Genomic DNA, 17,998 nt, shown 5'->3' on the forward strand with positions numbered 1-17,998 from the left:
GCAATTTTATCACTTTAAAGCCGAATTAAGTTTATGTTAGTGTTATGGAATAATAATGTTTTGTAATTTTGATTGCGTATCTAACCTAGAAATAAATTGGAAAAAATGACAGAATACCAGTCTTTAATAGATCATTTGCAAGCTCGTGTAGCATTTTCTGACGAAGAGCTTAATCAATTTATAACTGAATTTAAAGTCACTAAAATTAAAAAAAGGCAATTTATTGTACAGCCTGATTTTATAGCAAAATATAGAAGTTATGTTCTAAAAGGCGCTTTAAGGGCTTATGTGGTAAGCGATGATGGACAGGAGCACACGATTGCGTTTGCCATTGAAGATTGGTGGATTTCTGACTACAATAGTTACATTTATCAAAAGCCCGCCACGATGTTTGTTGTTGCGCTTGAGGATGCGGTTATTTTGCAATTAGATTTTGATGCTGAAACAAAATTAAAAAACGCGAACCCTAAATTTGAAACCTTTTTTCGCATTACCGCTGAACGTACCGCCGCAGCTTTTCAGCGAAGAATTATTATGAATCTTACTTCTTCTGCAGAAGAACGTTTCGAAAGTTTTAATACCGAATTTCCTTTGGTTGTACAGCGTGTGCCGCAATATACATTGGCGTCTTATCTAGGTATGACAACTGAGTTTTTATCTAAAATACGAAACAAAAAATTAAAAAATAAAAGTTGAACTACTTCAACCTTTTTATATAATCTACTTCATTTTTAATCTGTTGAAACCACCAGAACTTTGTAAAGAATTTAAATACAAAGAAAATGGAAACAAATAAAAACACCGCTTTAGTAGTTGGCGCAAACGGAGTAATTGGCACAAAACTTATTGATTATCTTTTATCTACAAAAAATTGGACTGTTATTGGGCTTTCTAGAAAAGGAGGAACAGATAGTGAGAATTTAAAATTCATTTCTGTTGATTTACTTGATATCGAAAACTGTAAAAAACAGCTATCAGAACTGAAAAATGTTACGCATATTTTTTACGCCGCCTATCAAGATCGTCCTTCTTGGTCTGAACTTGTCGAGCCTAATATGAAAATGTTTCAAAATGTAGTTGAAACAATTGAACCCATATCTAAAAATCTTCAGCATATTAGTCTCATGCAAGGATACAAAGTTTATGGCGCGCACCTTGGACCTTTTAAAACTCCAGCCAAAGAAACTGATGCAGGACATATGCCACCAGAATTTAATACTTATCAACAGCACTATTTAGAGAAAAAACAAGAAGGAAAAAATTGGAGTTGGAGTGCCATTCGTCCGTCTGTAGTTGGCGGAACGGCACTTGGAAACCCGATGAATCTAGCTCTTTTAATTGCTGTTTATGCTTCAATTTCTAAAGAATTAAATATTCCGCTCAGATTTCCTGGAAAAACTGGAGCATACCATAAATTAATGGACATGACCGATGCAGGATTATTGGCTAAAGCTACTGTTTGGGCGGCAACAAATCCTAAATGTGCCAATCAAGCCTTTAATATTACTAATGGAGATTTGTTTAGATGGGAAGAACTTTGGCCAAAAATTGCGGCATATTTTGAAATTCCTGTTGATCAACCGCTTCAAATGCAGTTAAAATCGGTTATGGCAGATAAAGATGTTCTTTGGAAAGAGATGCAGGAAAAATACAATTTAGAGCAATACTGTTATGATAAATTAGCGGCTTGGGAATTTGGCGATTTTGTTTTTTCTTGGGATTATGATTTTTTCTCAGATGGAACTAAAGCAAGACGTCTTGGTTTTCATGAATTCATAGATACCGAAGAAATGTTCTTTGCTCTTTTTGATGAATTTCGTCTTAAAAAAGTTATTCCTTAAATCTGAAAAATTATCGCAAAGAACGCAAAGAATTTTTGAGTAGGATTTTATAAAATTTAAGTTCGCAAAGCTTATACGTAATATTTGTCATCCCGAGGAACGAGGGATCTCCACAAGTAACTCCGCACAGATAATCAATCTTTGTCGAGCATCTTACGGAGATCCCTCGTTCCTCGGGATGACATACTCTGGGGTTACTTTGAACATATCCTTCGACTTCGCTCAGGAAGACAGAAAAGTTTATTGAAAGCACGCTAAGTTTTTTTTAATCTCGCAAAGACGCAGAGTCGCAAAGTCTTGTCAATGCTACTTTGTATTAAAAATTTATCCTCAAAGCTTTGCGATCTTTGCGTTTGCTTAGCTCAAAGAGAAGTAAAAAACCTTTGCGCCCTCTGCGTTAAAAATTACCACGCAATAAAAAAGGCCATCATCTCTGACAGCCTTTCATTACATTAAAACCAAAAAATGTAACGTGTTTAAAACCATTATGGCAAATGGGTTTATTTTTATTTCTTTATAAATCGTTTAATTGTTTTTTTGCCGTCTTTTTCTAGGATTAGGAAATAAATGCCTCTATTTAACTGACTAACATTCAAACTATTTTCATTTATACTTTGAGAGGCCACAACAGTTCCCTGTGCATCGATAACTGTCGTTTTTCCACCGACTACATCAGTTGTAAACGATAGTAAATCTACAACAGGGTTTGGATATACAATTAGTGCATTATTTTCTGCTTGTACAATTTCAGCAGTCGTTGCGATTGGCGCAGCATTTCCGACTTTTGTAATTCTAATCCAGTTGATATTCATTCCTGTATTTTGAATGTAGATTCCGAAATTGTATGTTCCAGCATTTACGTTTACATTTTGAGTCACCGTCTGCCAGTTTTGCCATCCTCCAGTATTAGGAACAGTTACATTTCCTAACACAATAGCGCCAGCATTTAAATCTGAAGAAAGTACACCGCCTGAAGCACTTGCAACTCTATATTCAATTAAATATGAACCACTTGTTGGGAAATTAATATTATTGTAAGCCAGCCAGTCACCTGTTTCGGTATACCCCACATTAGAGCCTCCGCCGGTGTCTGTTGTAGCTTCGACCTGAATACCGTTCATCGCTGAATAGTCTTCGGCCTGAATTAAAGTTGAAGTTTGAGAAGTTGTCGTTGCAATCAATTTCCACTGTCCGCAGGTTTGATTGTTGTTGTCCCATTGCTGTACAATGGCTCCAGAAGCAGTGCTTGCTCCAGCCACCTCAACAATTCTTCCGCTGTGGCGGGCAACAATTTTATAGAATCCGTCTCCTGTAGAAACTAAAATGAACTGCTGATTCGTTGTTCCGTTATACGGATATTGTTCTACACGTGTACCATTCACTTTATTAAAACCATTCACGTCCATTGACTGACCGCTGTGATTCGCAATAATTTTATACATTCCGTCTCCTAAATGCGTAAACGTAAATTTCTGATTGTTTCCAGAAGTCAAACCGCCTTGATTAATTCCCGCTCCATTTGACATGCTTGCCGACCAAACGTCCATATACAAACCACTGTTTCTATTTTGAAGAAAGAAAGTTTGGTTTCCTAAAGTCGCAACTCCGTTGGCAATAATTCGAATTGAACTTACTTTGTCATTCCAAGTCGTATTCAAACAAGAATTATCAGAATTAATAACCGTTGAAGCTCCTGTAAAATTATCGTCTTGATACAAAATCGCCTGATAACCTTGAGTAATTCGAAGTGAAGAAATATCATCATTTAAAACTCCTAAAGAATTTAATCTTGCCAGATTATAATCACCAATAGTTAATCCGCCCGAAAATCCTGTGTAGTTACAATCTTTGTAAACCGTAATTACATCTGTAGAAGACGCTATATTTCCTCCCGGCGGAATAGTTCCCGTAATCGAATAACTTCCGATAGAACCGTAAGCCGAATAACCTCCTGCTCCAACATTTCCGGCACCGTTTCCGTCAACTCCTATAAAATATTTTCCCGCCGGAAGATTAACATTCATAGAAGCATTCAAAGCAAACGGATCAGAATTCCAGTACGTTCCCATCTCCGCACCAGCAGAATTATACAATCGAATCAAAAGATGTAGATTTCCGTCTCTCGAAACCGTATTGGCATTGATCGAAACATTTCCGCCACCCGTTGTAAAAGTGAAGAAATCGTAATCGGCTTCACTCGAAATAATTCCATTTCTTTGATTAATCTGACCGCTTGCGTTATAATCTAAATTGGCTGCAGAAGCCGTAGTATTTCCATAATCGTCACCGCGGTAACCCACTCCAAACTTAGCACTAGCAATTATAGCAACATCATCTTGTAAATTATTAGCATAATTGTACTGCCCTTTACTCCATTGTACGACAGGTCTGTAATAGCCCGCACCCATAATTGGTGCCCAAGAAGTTCCGTCTAAACCAAGGAAATAATCTTCTGCAGGATTGGTGCGTCCGTCGTGACCTAAGTCAAAAGTATGTCCCACTTCGTGAGAAGAAGCATCTCCTCCTGATTTTCCAGAAGTGATAAACACCCAGCAAGGGACATCGTTATCCCAGTTAAAAGAACCGATATACGCTACTCCACCCGCTCCTGGCGCAGCAGTATTGGTTGTTGTCACAACTACGCGCATTCTTCTGTTTCTTGGATAAGAATTAAAAACGGCTTCGTTTGTGGTAACATTTACATTAAACGGACGATAATCTTCTGAAACTACTTCCCAATGCTGTTGTACCGCTGCATCGTTCATTCCAGATGGCGCTGCATTGATTGCATTTCCGTTGTTCCAAAGATTTCCTGCTGGCATATAATAACCGTCAAAATCAAGCATTATACAGCCTGCAGCTCCTGGTAAACTTTGCAGATCTAACAATGCCGGTGCAATTTCTGTAGCAACAGCAGTTTTGCTTGCGGTATTGTCTTGTGTCGGAACATTTTCATAATCGATACAAACCAAAGTGTTGATGTCTACTTTTTCTACAAAAGCATTTCCCTGAGCATCAGAAAAATATTTGTAGGCTTCTCTGGTTTTCTTTAAAAGAATATGCCCTTCTAGTGATTTGTCTTTTACTTTGATATAAAAAGAAGATTCAGCTATATTTTTAATTTCACCTATTAAAAACTCGCTCGATTCGTTGGATTCTTTGTAGTTTATTTTTCCGTTAAAGCTTGTTTTTTCAGCCTGAAGTAAAACGGTCTTTTCGGCACTTTTTCCTGTTGCGGAAGTTGCAAGTCCTTTCTTTAAATTATTTAAAAAAGTTTTACTCGATCCTAAGGAAGTCTGTGCAAAAGCGAAGCTTCCGACGGCGAGAAACAGTAATATACTAAAATGAAATTTGTAGTTGTTTTTCATATAATTTGGGGTTAATAAGATTTGTTAAATTTTGATGCTGAGTTTTTTTTTTAACGCAAAGCACGCTAAGTTTTTTTCCAATTTGGAACGCAAGCAATATCTAAATATTAAGTTCGCAAAGCTGTGTGTAAACCCAGCTTTGTGAACTTTTTTCAATTTATTGAGTCTTTTATAGAAAAACTCTTTGCGAACTTTGCGTTCCCGATAGCTATCGGGATTGCGCCTTTGCGGTTAAAAAAAAATCTATTTCTTAATAAAACGTCTCACCGTTTTGATTCCGTTTTTTTCTACAGAAATCAGATAAACTCCTGTTTTTAAAGTTGAGACATCAATACTATTGTTATTTACTGTTTGAGAAGAAACCGTTGCGCCTCCTTCTGTATTGATGATATTGACATTTCCGCCAGTAACTTCAGCTGAAAAGTAAAGCTGGCTTTCTGTTGGATTTGGATAAACACTCAAACTTTCAATAGAATCTGAAGATGCTGATTTCGCAGCCAAAGCAGAAGCCGATTTTGTAATTCTAAACCAGTTGATATTGAAACCTGTATTTTGAACATAAATTCCGAAATTGTACGTTCCTGCATTTACGTTTACAGTTTGTGTAATCGTCTGCCAGTTTTGCCAGCCTCCAGTATTAGGAACATTCACAGCACCAAGCTGAATCGTTCCTGCATTTAAATCAGATGACAATCTTCCTCCTGTAACAGCACTTGATACGCGATATTCAATTACATAATTTCCTGAAGTTGGAAAATTGATATTGTAATACGCCATCCAATCTCCTGTATCGCAATAGCCAACGTTTAATCCACCGCCAGTATCTGTTGTAGCTTCTGTCTGAACGCCGCTCATCGTGTTGTAATTTTCAGCCTGAATCAAAGTTCCTGTTCCTGGAGGGTTACTTCCTTTTACAACCTGATCAACAGCTGTTAATAATGATTTTGCTCCAGTTGCATCTTGAGATAATTCCCAAATCATAACTCCCGCAGCATTCTGAATTGCAAAAGTTGTTTTTTGTTTGATGGTTGGAATTCCGTTGTAATAAATCGTATTTCCAACTTGATCTACATTTTCTGCACCTGGATATTGCGCTACGATATTCGCATACGAAATTCCCTGATTGGCAGAAGCTCCAAATCCGTAACCGTAAAACGGAAGTCCGATCACAGCTTTGCTTGCCGGCAATCCGCGGCCTGTCCAATAATTAAACTGATTTACCGCCATACTGTAAGGAGAATGCTGTCCTGGATTTCCTGGTGCCCAAGGTCCTGTTGCATCATACGCCATGATATTGATCCAGTCATACGCCGCAAAAGTAGATGAAGGTACATTTGCACCACCATATCCTTCTGAAAGCGCTGCTGAAATCAATTTTCCGTTGGCATGCAATTTATTCGCCAAGGCAATTACAAATCCGCCGTAGTCTCCATTAATTGCTGGACCTTCCAAATCTACATCGACTCCGTCAAAATTATGCGCTACCACATAATCGTAGATTTTTTGGATAAAAGCGGTTCTGTTGGCTGGTGTTATCAGATTGAAATAATTGTCGCGAATCGCTCCGCCTTCTGAAACTGAGCCTCCTCCAAGAGAAACAAAAACTTTTACATTATTAGCATGCGCCGTGTTAATAATCGCATTACTCCCTGAATTAAAAGTCAGATATCCATTGGCATCTGGATTTTCAAAAGCAATATTAATATGAGTCAATTTACTATACTGGATAGTGCTTGAAAAAGCATTTAAATCGATCCAGTTGGGGATATAAGCGATTACTTTTTTCTGCGCAATCGACAGATTAAAAACTCCTAATACTAAAATGATTGTCCATTTTAGCGGCAACCTTTGGTAATTGTTTTTCATAATAATTGTTTTAATAGATTAATAAATTCGTAAATAATTGGGACGGTATTTATGAGTTTAAAAGGTAGATTGCAGATTTTAGATTCGCTTGAATTGGACTGCGTCCAAATTCAAGCGGAATTTTTACAACTAACAGTAAATCAATCTAAAATCTGCATTCTAAAATCTAAAATTATTTTTTAATAAAACGTTTGATCACTTTTTTACCATTCTGATCCAAAACCACAAAATAAATTCCGGTTCTTAATCTTGATACATCAATACTATTATTACTGATTTTTTGCTGAGACACAACAGTTCCAGTCTGATCTATTATGCTTACTTTTTCTCCGCTTACTGCTGTAGTTACATAAAGTGTGCTTTCTGCTGGACTTGGATATACTGTAAGTTCGGTTGAAGTTGCTTCTTCTTCTAAAGTTTCAACAGCTGCTATTCTTGCTGTTGCTCCTGCTCCAACTTTTGTGATTTTAATCCAGTTGATATTCATTCCCGTAGTCTGAATATAGATTCCGAAATTGTATGTTCCTGCATTTACGTTTACGGTTTGCGAAACAGTTTGCCAGTTTTGCCAGCCGCCAGTATTTGGAACCGTAACATTGCCTAAAACAATAGCACCTGCATTTAAATCTGAAGAAAGAACTCCGCCAGAAGCACTTGCCACTCTATATTCAATTAAATAAGAGCCTGTTGTTGGGAAATTGATGCTGTTGTATGCTAACCAATCGCCAGTTTCAGTATAACCCACATTTGATCCCCCGCCTGTATCTGTAGTAGCTTCAACCTGAATACCGCTCATTGCTGAATAATCTTCTGCCTGAATTAAAACTGAAGTTTGTGAAGATGTTGCTGGAACCAACTTCCATTGTCCGCAAGTTTGGTTGTTATTATCCCATTGCTGTACAATTGCGCCCGAAGCTGTGCTTGCTCCTGCGACCTCAACAATTCTTCCGCTATGGCGGGCAACAATTTTATAGAATCCGCTTCCTGCATCTACCAAAATAAACTGCTGATTGGTTGTCGCATTGTATGGATATTGTTCTACTCTTGCGCCATTGGCTTTATTGAAATTATTGATATCCATAGACATACCGCTGTGGTTCGCAATGATTTTGTACATTCCGTCTCCTAAATGTGTGAAAGTAAATTTCTGATTGTTTCCAGAAGTCAAAGCACCTTGGTTGATTCCTGCTCCGTTAGCCATACTAGCTGTCCAAACATCCATATACAGATTACTATTTCTGTTTTGAAGGAAGAAAGTCTGGTTTCCTAAAGTGGTAACTCCGTTAGGAAGAATTCGTATAGAAGTTACTTTGTCATTCCAAGTCGTATTCAAACAAGAAGTATCTGAAGTAATTGTGGTTGAAATTCCTGTAAAGTTATCATCCATGTATAAAATCGCTTTATAGCCTTGTGCCACTTTAAGTGACGAAATATCATCATTTAAAACTCCTAAAGAATTTAAACGTGCCAAGTTGTAATCGCCAATTGTTAATCCGCCTGAGAAACCAGTGTAGTTACAATCTTTGTAAACGGTAATTACATCTGTGGAAGCTGGAACAGAAGGCGTTGTAAGTCCAAAATATCCTCCAAAAACAGCAATTACTTTTGTTGGCTGTGGCGAATGAAGCGATGGCGACTGATCTGCAACGTCATCATAAGCAAATCCGTAGGCTAGATTATCAATATTAATTCCTGGTAAATGCCAGAATTTAGAATAATGATTGGTTGGATTTACCTGATAATATTTCGATGCATCGTACCAGTTTTGCTGACCCGGATTTGCAGTCGTTGTATTCACAACATGGCGATTTATCGCAGCTGTTAATTGTGCCTGAATCACAAGATCCAAATCTCCATCGACCAATCTTCTGTCCAAAACTCCTTTTCCTTCCAAAGCTTCTTGCGTGCTCGGACGGTTTTGCACGCGTCCTGTTCTTCCAATAAAAGCTCCAGATTGTCCAACCATTTCTAGTTGTTCGCCAATAACTCTTCCTTTAAAAACTCCAGCGTCTCCGGCGTAAAAAATCAAATCTTCATTTTTATATTTGTTCCAGATCGCATCGATATACGATTTTAAATAATTGGCGTGTGGTCCAGATCCTTCCGCGTAAGCAGGAGTTTTAGAAGGCGCTGTAATTTCTCCCGTTGCATCGTTTACACAACCTTGAAATTCTGCAGGAACATTCGCTTTAAAAGCGGCCACAATATCTGCGTGTTTTTTCAAATCTCCCACTTTTTTCTGATAGCCGTTTGCACCGAATAATTCTAATCCCATTGGATATTTGTATGAATCTACACGAGTTGGATTTCCGAAGAAACCGTGCTGATTATTTGTCAGCTCAATCATTTCATACAAAATTCCCTGATTCGGATCTGTTGCATTCTGCGGATTTGGCGATGCATATCCTGAAGGCGCTCCGCTAGCTCCAAAAAAGTAGAAATACAGTTGTGATCCTTTCGAAATAAAAACTCGACAGCCTGCAATTAATGGCAAAGTGAAGGTTTTGTTTGGAATTTCGCTCAGCTTGGTAAAACATGCCGCATATTTGGAGTTTTGCCCCGGCCCAGTGTTTCCGCCGTAAGTTGGTCCTATAACTGTATTGTAAGAAGCATTCATTGGTAAAACCTGACTTGTTTTGGCATTCACCCAAACGTGGTTTCCTGTGGTATAATCGATTCCGACAATCGCAACATATAATTCGGTGTCGGCAAAGGGTGAATTATTGCTTATTGTGAACGGGATGGGTCCCTGTCCGTGCATTAGATTTGAAAACACTAAAAATAGTGTCGTCAAAATGGAAAATCTTTGTAGTCTAATTCTTTTCATATCTAAATAATTTTGGGGTTACGTAAAGAGATTTTAAACCAAAGTCATTTTCGCAGTAATGACTAAATGATCCGCCAGGTGCAATTTGGTATGCCCTCCTTGAAATCGCACCCAACGGATTTAAAAATTATTTCTTAATCAGCTTTTTTGTCCAGCTTTTCTGGTCTGATTTGAAATTTAGAATATAGATTCCTCTACGAAGTTTACTAACGTCAATTACGCTTTCGTTTGCTTGAGGTTTATTTTCTAAAATCAAATTTCCTGTATTGTCATAAATTGTAATGACTTTATTGTTTAAATTTTCAGGAGATGAAACCTGAACATAATTAGTCGTCGGATTTGGATAGATTGCAAAAACAACTTCTTCTGTCTGAGGTTCTTCCGAAACATTCAAAGCCATTCTAGCTGTCGAAGATGAGCCGTAAGCTTCTATTTCGTATAACGAATATCCGTAAGGAGCCAAAGCTTTTGCATTACCCAAAATTCTCAAATATCTTCCTGATCCGCTTACCGCTAAATCGTCTGTCCCTCCATCTGAAGCCGTTTGCGTATTGATCGTTTCGCTTTCAGTGAAAACATTATCTGCAGAAAGCTGAATTTTATATTGAGTTGCATAAGCAGCTTCCCATTTTAAAACAACTCTGTTCAGATTGTAATTGGCTCCTAAATCAACATAAATCCATTCGGTTGCGTTGGCAAAAGAACTCGCCCATCTTGTACCAGCATTTCCGTCTGTTGCTTGGTTTGCAGTAAACGTTGTATTTTCTAATGTCGAAGCTGTCGCTGTTTTATTTAAAGCTAAATTCACAGTCGGATTCGGATTTTCTGTCGATACTAAATTTAAAGCTCTTAAATTATCGAAATAATAGGTGTTTCCAGAATTGGTTCCCGGTTCAAACAAGAAAACAAAACGGTTTACTTCGCTGTCTGATGTCGACGCGTCTGGAGAACTTGCGTATGTAAAAGTTATCGTATGCCAAGCATTGCTTTGTTTTACAACACCTTGATAAATACTATGTCTTCCAACTGGATAATTGGACGGAACCGAAGCGCTACTTTCTGCCTGCCAAGAAATAACCGATCCAACTGGCGCAGAAGTGTAAACGTCCATAGCGAATTTTTTAACGCCGCCTTTGAAATCTCCAATATTGGTTAAAGTGGTATTGAAAGAGAAGTTATCGTATAATTCAGTCGATTTACGAACATATTTTCCAACATTTGAAGACGTATTGATTCCACTTGCATTTGGGTTTGCCGTGTTTGGCGTATACGTTCCGATAGCGTCTCTAAATGTGATAGTGTGAATAGTCTGATAATCTTCGTACACTACGCCAGGCATAAAAGTATCTGGCACTTTGGTAGAACCAATTCTAATGTTATCAAAATAATACGTATCATTGGTATAAGAACCAGAATTAAACAATAAAACCATTTGATTTACTGCCAAATTTGAAGTTCCTGCATCTGGACTCGAATTGTAATAGAAAGTCAGCGTTTCCCATTGATTTTGTTTGGTTGTAATTGCGACATAGTTACTATTTCTCCCTGTCGGATAATTGGCTGGAAGCGATGTTGCACTGTTTTCTAAATTCAAACTTACCACGGTACCAATCGGTGCAGAAGTATAGACATCGATCATAATTTTATTGGTCTGATTTTTTAATAAACCAGCATCTTCGATCGTGCTTTGCGTATTGAAAAACAAAACGTCATATTGCTCTGTTACATTTCTAACATACCTTGCCACATTCGCGGAAGCGTTAACCGAATTACTTCCAGGATTTGCCACAACAGAATACGTTCCTGTTGTTGTTCCTTTTATAATTTTATTGATTCCGTCGTAGTTTTGTAGAATGTCAGTAGCAATAATTGGTTTTTCTGGTGCCGCTTTTGTCAGCAGATTATCAAAATAATAGGTCGCTCCTGAATTCGAATTCGATTCAAAAAGAACCACCACATTATTGATGGTTAAAGCGCTCGTATTAGGATCGATTACTTTTTCGAACTCAAATTCAATCGTTTCCCATTTGTTCTGAACCGTAGTCGTTGCTTTAAAACCGCTATGTCTTCCTAACGGATAATTGGTTGCCGTTGTTACGTTGCTGTTTTCTAACTGCATCGAAATTTTGGTTCCAACCGGCGCCGAAGTATAAATATCAAAAGAAAGTCTTTTCCTTCCGTAAACATAATCGTTCGCATTTGTGATAGTTACATTTCTGATATTCAACACATCATACAATTCGCTTGAATTTCGAACATATCTTCCAACCAAAGCAGAAGTGTTTATTCCAGTTGCAGAAGGATTCGCAACAGCTTCTGTCAAAACTCCTGTTTTTACAGGGTACAATACATTTCGATTACTTTGAAAATCTTCATGTATTTTTTCAACTGGCAAAGCGGGTTCGGTTGTAACCGCCAGTTTGTAGTTGTTGACATTACAGCCAGAAACTGTTGCAGCCACAGAAACATCTCCTCCAGAAGTTCCCCAATTTACAGTAATCGAATTTGTTCCCTGTCCTGATGCAATTGTTGCGCCTGCTGGAACTGTCCAGTTGTAGGTCGCCCCCGCAATTGCATTTACAGAATAGGTTTTACTAGTTTCATTTTGGTATACTTTGTTATCGCCTGTTACCGCATATTTAAAACTCCCATCGTAAACACGAACATAATCGACTTGTAATTTTGCTGGGAAATCGGCAGGAATTGGCTCTACTCCCGTACCGTTAACTCTCGTGTAAGGCGTTCCGTAGCTTCCAACTGCGAGATTCAGAATAATATAAAAATTGCTGTCATTAAAAGGCCATCCGCTATTTACGGTTGTATTTGGGGTTGCCGTGTGAAACAGTACATCATCTACAAACCATTTAATGATATTTGGTCCCCATTCTACAGCATACACATGAAAATCTGCTGATAAATCAATTGGCGAACTATAACTTCTACCCGTAAACTGATAGCCTCCGCCATCATAATGAATGGTTCCGTCTACCGATTTTGGGTTTCTGTGTTTGGCTTCCATAATATCAATTTCTCCCGTAAATGGCCAGTTTCCGTTTACTGGAAGCATCCAGAAAGCAGGCCAAGCGCCCTGTCCGTTAGAAAGTTTCATACGGGCTTCAACTCTCCCGTATTTTAAAGCATATTTTCCTTCTGTAGTCAATTTTGAAGAAGCGTACGGCTGATCTGGAAATTGAGCATTTGGCGCATACTTAGCCTCTATATTTAAATAGCTGTTTGCTCCTTCTTTTACAATTGTTGCCTGATTGGGGTCGTAACGCTGTGCCTCAGCATTTCCGAATCCGCAGAGCGACGGACAGCCGTTTCCTGATATGCTCTGCCATTTGGTTAAATCTACTGTTGTGCCGTTAAACTCATCAGACCAAACAAGCGTATTGCATTGGGCATGAGTTTTAAAAAATGGCAACAGTAAGATGAAAACTGCAACACAAAATTGTTTAAAAAAATAAGAATTGCTTTTCGGTGGTCGGCCGAAAAAAGAGTCATTTTGATTCATTTTTAAATAGGTTTTTAGTTAGTAAATGTCATTTCTTGAATGCAGACTGCTTTACAAAACAGTTTGTATTTTCCGACAATAACAGCGCAATATTAACTAAAAAATCAGGCTAGACTTACATTTTAGAGTACGGTTTGACTACGGTACTATAAAAAAACATCTAAAAATCAACTCTAAAAACACGTATAAGTACTTAGGATTTTACTTCTTAATAAAAATTTAAAAATTAAGAATGAATTCGGTAATATTAGTATCAGAAGGAAGCTGTAGTTTTTTGCGAATACGGTATCGGGTATCTTCAACACCTCGAACAGAAATCCCTAAAAGCGGTGCAATTTCTTTTGTATTAAAGTTCATTCGCAAATAAGCACATAGTCGCATGTCGCGAGGCGTAAGTTCAGGATAGCTTGCTTTTAGCCTTTGCATAAAATTATCATGCAACTGATTGAAAATTTCTTCAAATTCGTTCCAATGCTTGTCTCCCTGCAATTCGTGGTCAATAATTTTATTGATTTTAGAGAGAAGACTGAAATTTACATTCGGATCATTTTTCTTATCAATCTGTGCGATGAGTTCTTTTATCGAAAGCAAAATTTCATTTAAATGAATCAAATTGACCGTGTTTGAAGCTACTTTGGCATTTTTCAGGTTTATGGTTGCTTCGAGATTTTCGCGCATAATATTCATATTTTCCTGTTCCAAAGTCAGTTTCTGCTCGTTAAGTTCGGCACGGCTTCTAAGCAATTCCTTCTCCTGATTTTCTATCAATTGTTCACGCTGACGCCCAGCAACCAATTTCTGATATCTGACAATCAGATAAATAACCACACTGTAAAGCGCAAAATACAATAGATACGCCCAGAAAGTTCTGTACCAAGGCGGCAAAACTTCAAAGCGAAAAACAGCTTCTTCGCTCACTACATCATACATATTTTTTGCTCGTACGTGAAAAACATATTCGTTTTCAGGCAAATTAGTATATTCTTTTTCTGTCTGCAGACTGTAATCTGACCAGCCTGGCTCAAAACCTTCCAACCAATATTCATATTTCGTGGCATCGGCATCATCAAAACAAAGCGAAGCAAAAGAAAAATGAAGTGCGTTATTAGTATGCGGTAAAACTGTCGAGAATTTATCACCTACAGATCCTGTTTTGTTCGGAAGCACATCATATCGGCTGGAATACAGCAAACTATCTTTTGGAAAAATGCATTTAACCTCAGAAATAACTGCTTTATATTTGGTTTGATATTTTTTGTTTTTAATGGCGCTGTAATGAATTAAACCCTCTTGTGTACCGAAAAAAACATCACCGCTTTTTGTCGTCTGAATGTTTTCGAAACCAGGAACATATATATAGCGAAGCTTTCGAAAAGGAAGTTCTTCAATCTTAAAACTTCCGTTTTTCTGCTTGCTCATTTTTCCTGTATTTTCGCCAGAAACGTACCAAATATTATTTTGCTGATCTGGTTTTAATAAGCGAATATGATTTTCTAATCCGAGGTATTTCTTGAAAAGCGGATCTGGAATCATTTTTTTTGAAGGTAAATCCTGTCTGTAAACTCCTTTTGTAGTTCCAAACAAAATCTGATTATCGACTTTAAAAGTATTCAGAAACAGACTCGACGGAAAACCATTTTTATCATTATAAAACTGAATATCAGCAACCGCATCAAATGCTGCATTAAATTTAAGTTTGTAAATTCCTTTGTATCCATGTGCAATCCAAATGTTTCCTTGCTGATCCGTTTCCATAATTCTGCTGCTTTCATCAAAACCTTTTATCCGATGCTGAAAAACCCAAGAACCGTTTATTTTTTTGAGTAAATACAGTCCGGTATAACCGCCAACAAGCAATAAATCTGGATGATTCGGAATTAAAATTCCCTGCCAAGCACCGTCTATTTTGGCCAACGCTTTCGCGGAATTTCCATTGATTTCGAAAATTCCGTTTTTTTCAAAAGCCAATAACGAATTACCAAAAACGCCAACATTCCAGACATTTTCAGACATTCCAGAAATATGCTGAAAAGTTATGTTTTCTCTTTTTCCGCTTTTATAAGCTCCCCAATCCAGCCCAAATACCCCATTATCGGTGCCGATATACAATTTATTCTCATAAATCTGACTGCAATAAATTTTGGTTTCAGAATTGGAACTGTCTATAATTTTGGACAAAGGCGATGAAATCTGAATGAGTGAAATTCCGCCTTTGAGCGTTACCCACAAATTTCCTTCTTTATCTACTTTAAAATTAGTCACATATTCATTCTGAAGCCCCATTTGTTTGTCGATATGCTGAATCAAATGTCCTGCACTATCTATAACTATCAACCCAGATTGACGCGTTCCGATTCCGAAATATCCATCAGACAGTGCAATTCCAGCCGAAATCTGATTCTGCTTCAGCAAATGATCTACTTCTGTCACAAAAGGCTTGATTTGATTTTCGCTGAAGATAAAAAGACCGTTTTTTTGGGTGAATAATAAAAGGCCATTTTTAGTGCTAAAAATCTTTCTTACCTGCATTCCAGCAAACTTCTGACCACTTTCGATTGGAATTAACACATTATCTTTTAGTTTTAATAATCCCCTTTCATTATCCGAAACATACATTTCTTTTCCCACTTCGAAGAAATCATCAAAGGTTGTTTGAGGTTCTACTACTTTGATTGTATTGTTTTTATAAATAAATATGCCTTCGTAAGAAAAAAAGATAACTTCATTATTTCGGATAACGGTGTGCAACACATCACCAAAATTTCGAACCGATTTTGGAAGCAGTTTAACCAAAGAAGTATATTGATATTGTCCATTCGGAAGCTGAATCACAAATCCGAAATCGCCTTGAGCGCCAACATATATTTTATCCTTTGTATCAATAGCCATCGAGCGCACCATGCTTCGATTTTCTGGCTGCGTCACAATTGCCCAACGCACGCCATCAAACTGCATAATTCCAAAATGATTGGCAAAAAACATCATGCCTTTAGAATCTTGCAGAACATCCCAATTTTCAGACGCAGCTTTATAAACTTTCGGATTGTAATTGGCTATAAAAGGAACCCCAATCTTTTTGATTTGGGAATTAATTTTTAGGGAAATAAATAAAAGCGATAGAAGTAAAATTCTAATTTTAAATTTCATCATTCTGTTTGTGTCTGTAGGTTAGTTTTGTGATTTTGGGAAATCACAACTTGAAAATAGCTCTTTGGGAAAAGATATTTCCTAGGAAATCGTATTATTTCTTTAGTACAGCATTACAAATTCAACATGAAAAGCGTACTAAAAAAAAGAATGTACAAACTCAAATATATAAAATTTAATTTTAATGCAACAAATTACATTTTAAATTAAGAATTGGTCAATTTGACTATTTGAATTAGATAATTAGACAATTAGAGAATGTGAAAATGAGATAATTTTTTTAATGTCGTGAAGCTTTGTCAAAGTTTTAAACTTTGACAAAGCTGTCTACTAAATTGCGCATATCCTTTGCCTTCGCTCAGGAGGACAACCAAATGTCAGGCTGAGCGGAGTCGAAGCCCATTCCAGATTTAAAAACTCCAAATTCCAATCAATAAACTTAGTCAAAGCTTTGCGCATATCCTTCGACTTCGCTCAGGAAGACAAACAAACTGTCAGGCTGAGCGTCCCGAAATTTCGGGAGAAGTCCCGTTCCAAATTTCATTACTAAAACTAACCCTTTCTTTAAATAAACTTATATCACTTATATGGTTCAAAACATTTTCAGCAATCTGCCCAATTCTTCATAAGAAGAAAAAAGCTCTGCTCCTTCTTCTTCTAAATCTTCATTATTAAAACCATTTACTAAGCCGTAGACTTTAAATCCGCCGCTAATTCCTGCTTTTACACCAGATTTACTATCTTCGACCACAATGCAATCTTTTACCTCAAATCCCATTTCTTTTGCGGCATGCAGAAATATGCCTGGTTCTGGTTTCCAACTGTCTATTTGGTACGAGCTATATATTTTATTTTCGAATTTATCTAGCAATCCCGCAACTTCAAGATTTAAACGAATCTTTTCTACGGGTCCGCTCGAAGCCACACAATACGGAATTTTTAGGTTATTGATAAAATCTTCAACGCCTTCCATTGGTTTTACCTGAGTTCTAAAGGCTTCAAAACTCTTTTGACGATATTCGTTTTCAAATGTTTCTGGGAGATTTTGTCCAATGGCTTCTTCAATGTGGCAAAAACAATCTTTTAAACTTCTGCCATTAAAATAACGATACGCATCTTCCAATTCCATTTCAAATCCATGTTCCTGTGCCATTGCAAGCAGTATTCCGTTACCGATTTTCTCTGTATCCACTAAAACTCCGTCACAATCGAAAATTATACATTTAACCATTTTTGTTGATTTTTAATAAATTTCAATTTACAAAAAAAAGTTAATGAGATAATGGGGTAATTGAGATAATTAGATAATGTTTATTTTAATTGTCTAATTACCCAAATTGACTAATTATCTAATTACCTCAATTATCTAATTAAAAAAGCTTTGTACAAAATGACACCAAATCTGTATTTTAATTTCTTATTTGATTTGTACTTT

At 37.1% G+C, this 17,998-nt stretch carries 8 protein-coding genes; 2 read left to right on the forward strand and 6 right to left on the reverse strand.

Annotated elements, in window-relative coordinates:
- Positions 1-105: 105 nt before the first annotated feature.
- Both ACWA1F_RS16520 and ACWA1F_RS16525 read left to right on the forward strand, forming a co-directional pair.
- Positions 106-696 (forward strand): Crp/Fnr family transcriptional regulator, encoded by a 591-nt coding sequence (locus ACWA1F_RS16520; protein WP_456895170.1) that lies wholly within the window; start codon positions 106-108, stop codon positions 694-696.
- 86 nt (positions 697-782) lie between these two features.
- Positions 783-1,841: an SDR family oxidoreductase gene (locus ACWA1F_RS16525; RefSeq protein ID WP_456895172.1), complete on the forward strand. Its 1,059-nt coding sequence runs from the start codon at positions 783-785 to the stop codon at positions 1,839-1,841.
- 506 nt (positions 1,842-2,347) lie between these two features.
- Here the strand turns inward: ACWA1F_RS16525 and ACWA1F_RS16530 are convergent.
- From ACWA1F_RS16530 to ACWA1F_RS16555, 6 genes are all read right to left on the reverse strand, one after another.
- Positions 2,348-5,209, reverse strand: a complete 2,862-nt coding sequence (locus ACWA1F_RS16530; RefSeq protein WP_456895174.1) for an RICIN domain-containing protein — start codon at positions 5,207-5,209, stop codon at positions 2,348-2,350.
- A gap of 243 nt (positions 5,210-5,452) precedes the next feature.
- The gene (locus ACWA1F_RS16535) at positions 5,453-7,075 is read right to left on the reverse strand and encodes a glycosyl hydrolase family 18 protein (RefSeq protein WP_456895176.1); all 1,623 of its coding nucleotides are present in this window, start codon (positions 7,073-7,075) and stop codon (positions 5,453-5,455) included.
- Positions 7,076-7,247: 172 nt separating this feature from the next.
- On the reverse strand, positions 7,248-9,902 hold the full coding sequence (locus tag ACWA1F_RS16540) for a beta-1,3-glucanase family protein (RefSeq protein ID WP_456895178.1): 2,655 nt from the start codon (positions 9,900-9,902) through the stop codon (positions 7,248-7,250).
- A gap of 127 nt (positions 9,903-10,029) precedes the next feature.
- Positions 10,030-13,416, reverse strand: a complete 3,387-nt coding sequence (locus tag ACWA1F_RS16545) for a family 16 glycosylhydrolase (RefSeq protein ID WP_456895180.1) — start codon at positions 13,414-13,416, stop codon at positions 10,030-10,032.
- A 219-nt stretch (positions 13,417-13,635) separates the two neighbouring features.
- Positions 13,636-16,566: a triple tyrosine motif-containing protein gene (locus ACWA1F_RS16550; RefSeq protein WP_456895184.1), complete on the reverse strand. Its 2,931-nt coding sequence runs from the start codon at positions 16,564-16,566 to the stop codon at positions 13,636-13,638.
- Between the two features lie 589 nt (positions 16,567-17,155).
- On the reverse strand, positions 17,156-17,794 hold the full coding sequence (locus ACWA1F_RS16555) for an HAD family hydrolase (RefSeq protein WP_456895186.1): 639 nt from the start codon (positions 17,792-17,794) through the stop codon (positions 17,156-17,158).
- Positions 17,795-17,998 lie beyond the last annotated feature (204 nt).

This window comes from Flavobacterium erigeronis (assembly GCF_054075165.1).

Excerpts from the sequence above, each read along its gene's own strand:
- ACWA1F_RS16540 (WP_456895178.1), bottom strand. The coding sequence starts at position 9,902 with ATGAAAAGAATTAGACTACAAAGATTTTCCATTTTGACGACACTATTT.
- ACWA1F_RS16525 (WP_456895172.1), top strand. The coding sequence starts at position 783 with ATGGAAACAAATAAAAACACCGCTTTAGTAGTTGGCGCAAACGGAGTA.
- ACWA1F_RS16545 (WP_456895180.1), bottom strand. The coding sequence starts at position 13,416 with ATGAATCAAAATGACTCTTTTTTCGGCCGACCACCGAAAAGCAATTCT.
- ACWA1F_RS16550 (WP_456895184.1), bottom strand. The coding sequence starts at position 16,566 with ATGATGAAATTTAAAATTAGAATTTTACTTCTATCGCTTTTATTTATT.
- ACWA1F_RS16555 (WP_456895186.1), bottom strand. The coding sequence starts at position 17,794 with ATGGTTAAATGTATAATTTTCGATTGTGACGGAGTTTTAGTGGATACA.
- ACWA1F_RS16535 (WP_456895176.1), bottom strand. The coding sequence starts at position 7,075 with ATGAAAAACAATTACCAAAGGTTGCCGCTAAAATGGACAATCATTTTA.
- ACWA1F_RS16530 (WP_456895174.1), bottom strand. The coding sequence starts at position 5,209 with ATGAAAAACAACTACAAATTTCATTTTAGTATATTACTGTTTCTCGCC.
- ACWA1F_RS16520 (WP_456895170.1), top strand. The coding sequence starts at position 106 with ATGACAGAATACCAGTCTTTAATAGATCATTTGCAAGCTCGTGTAGCA.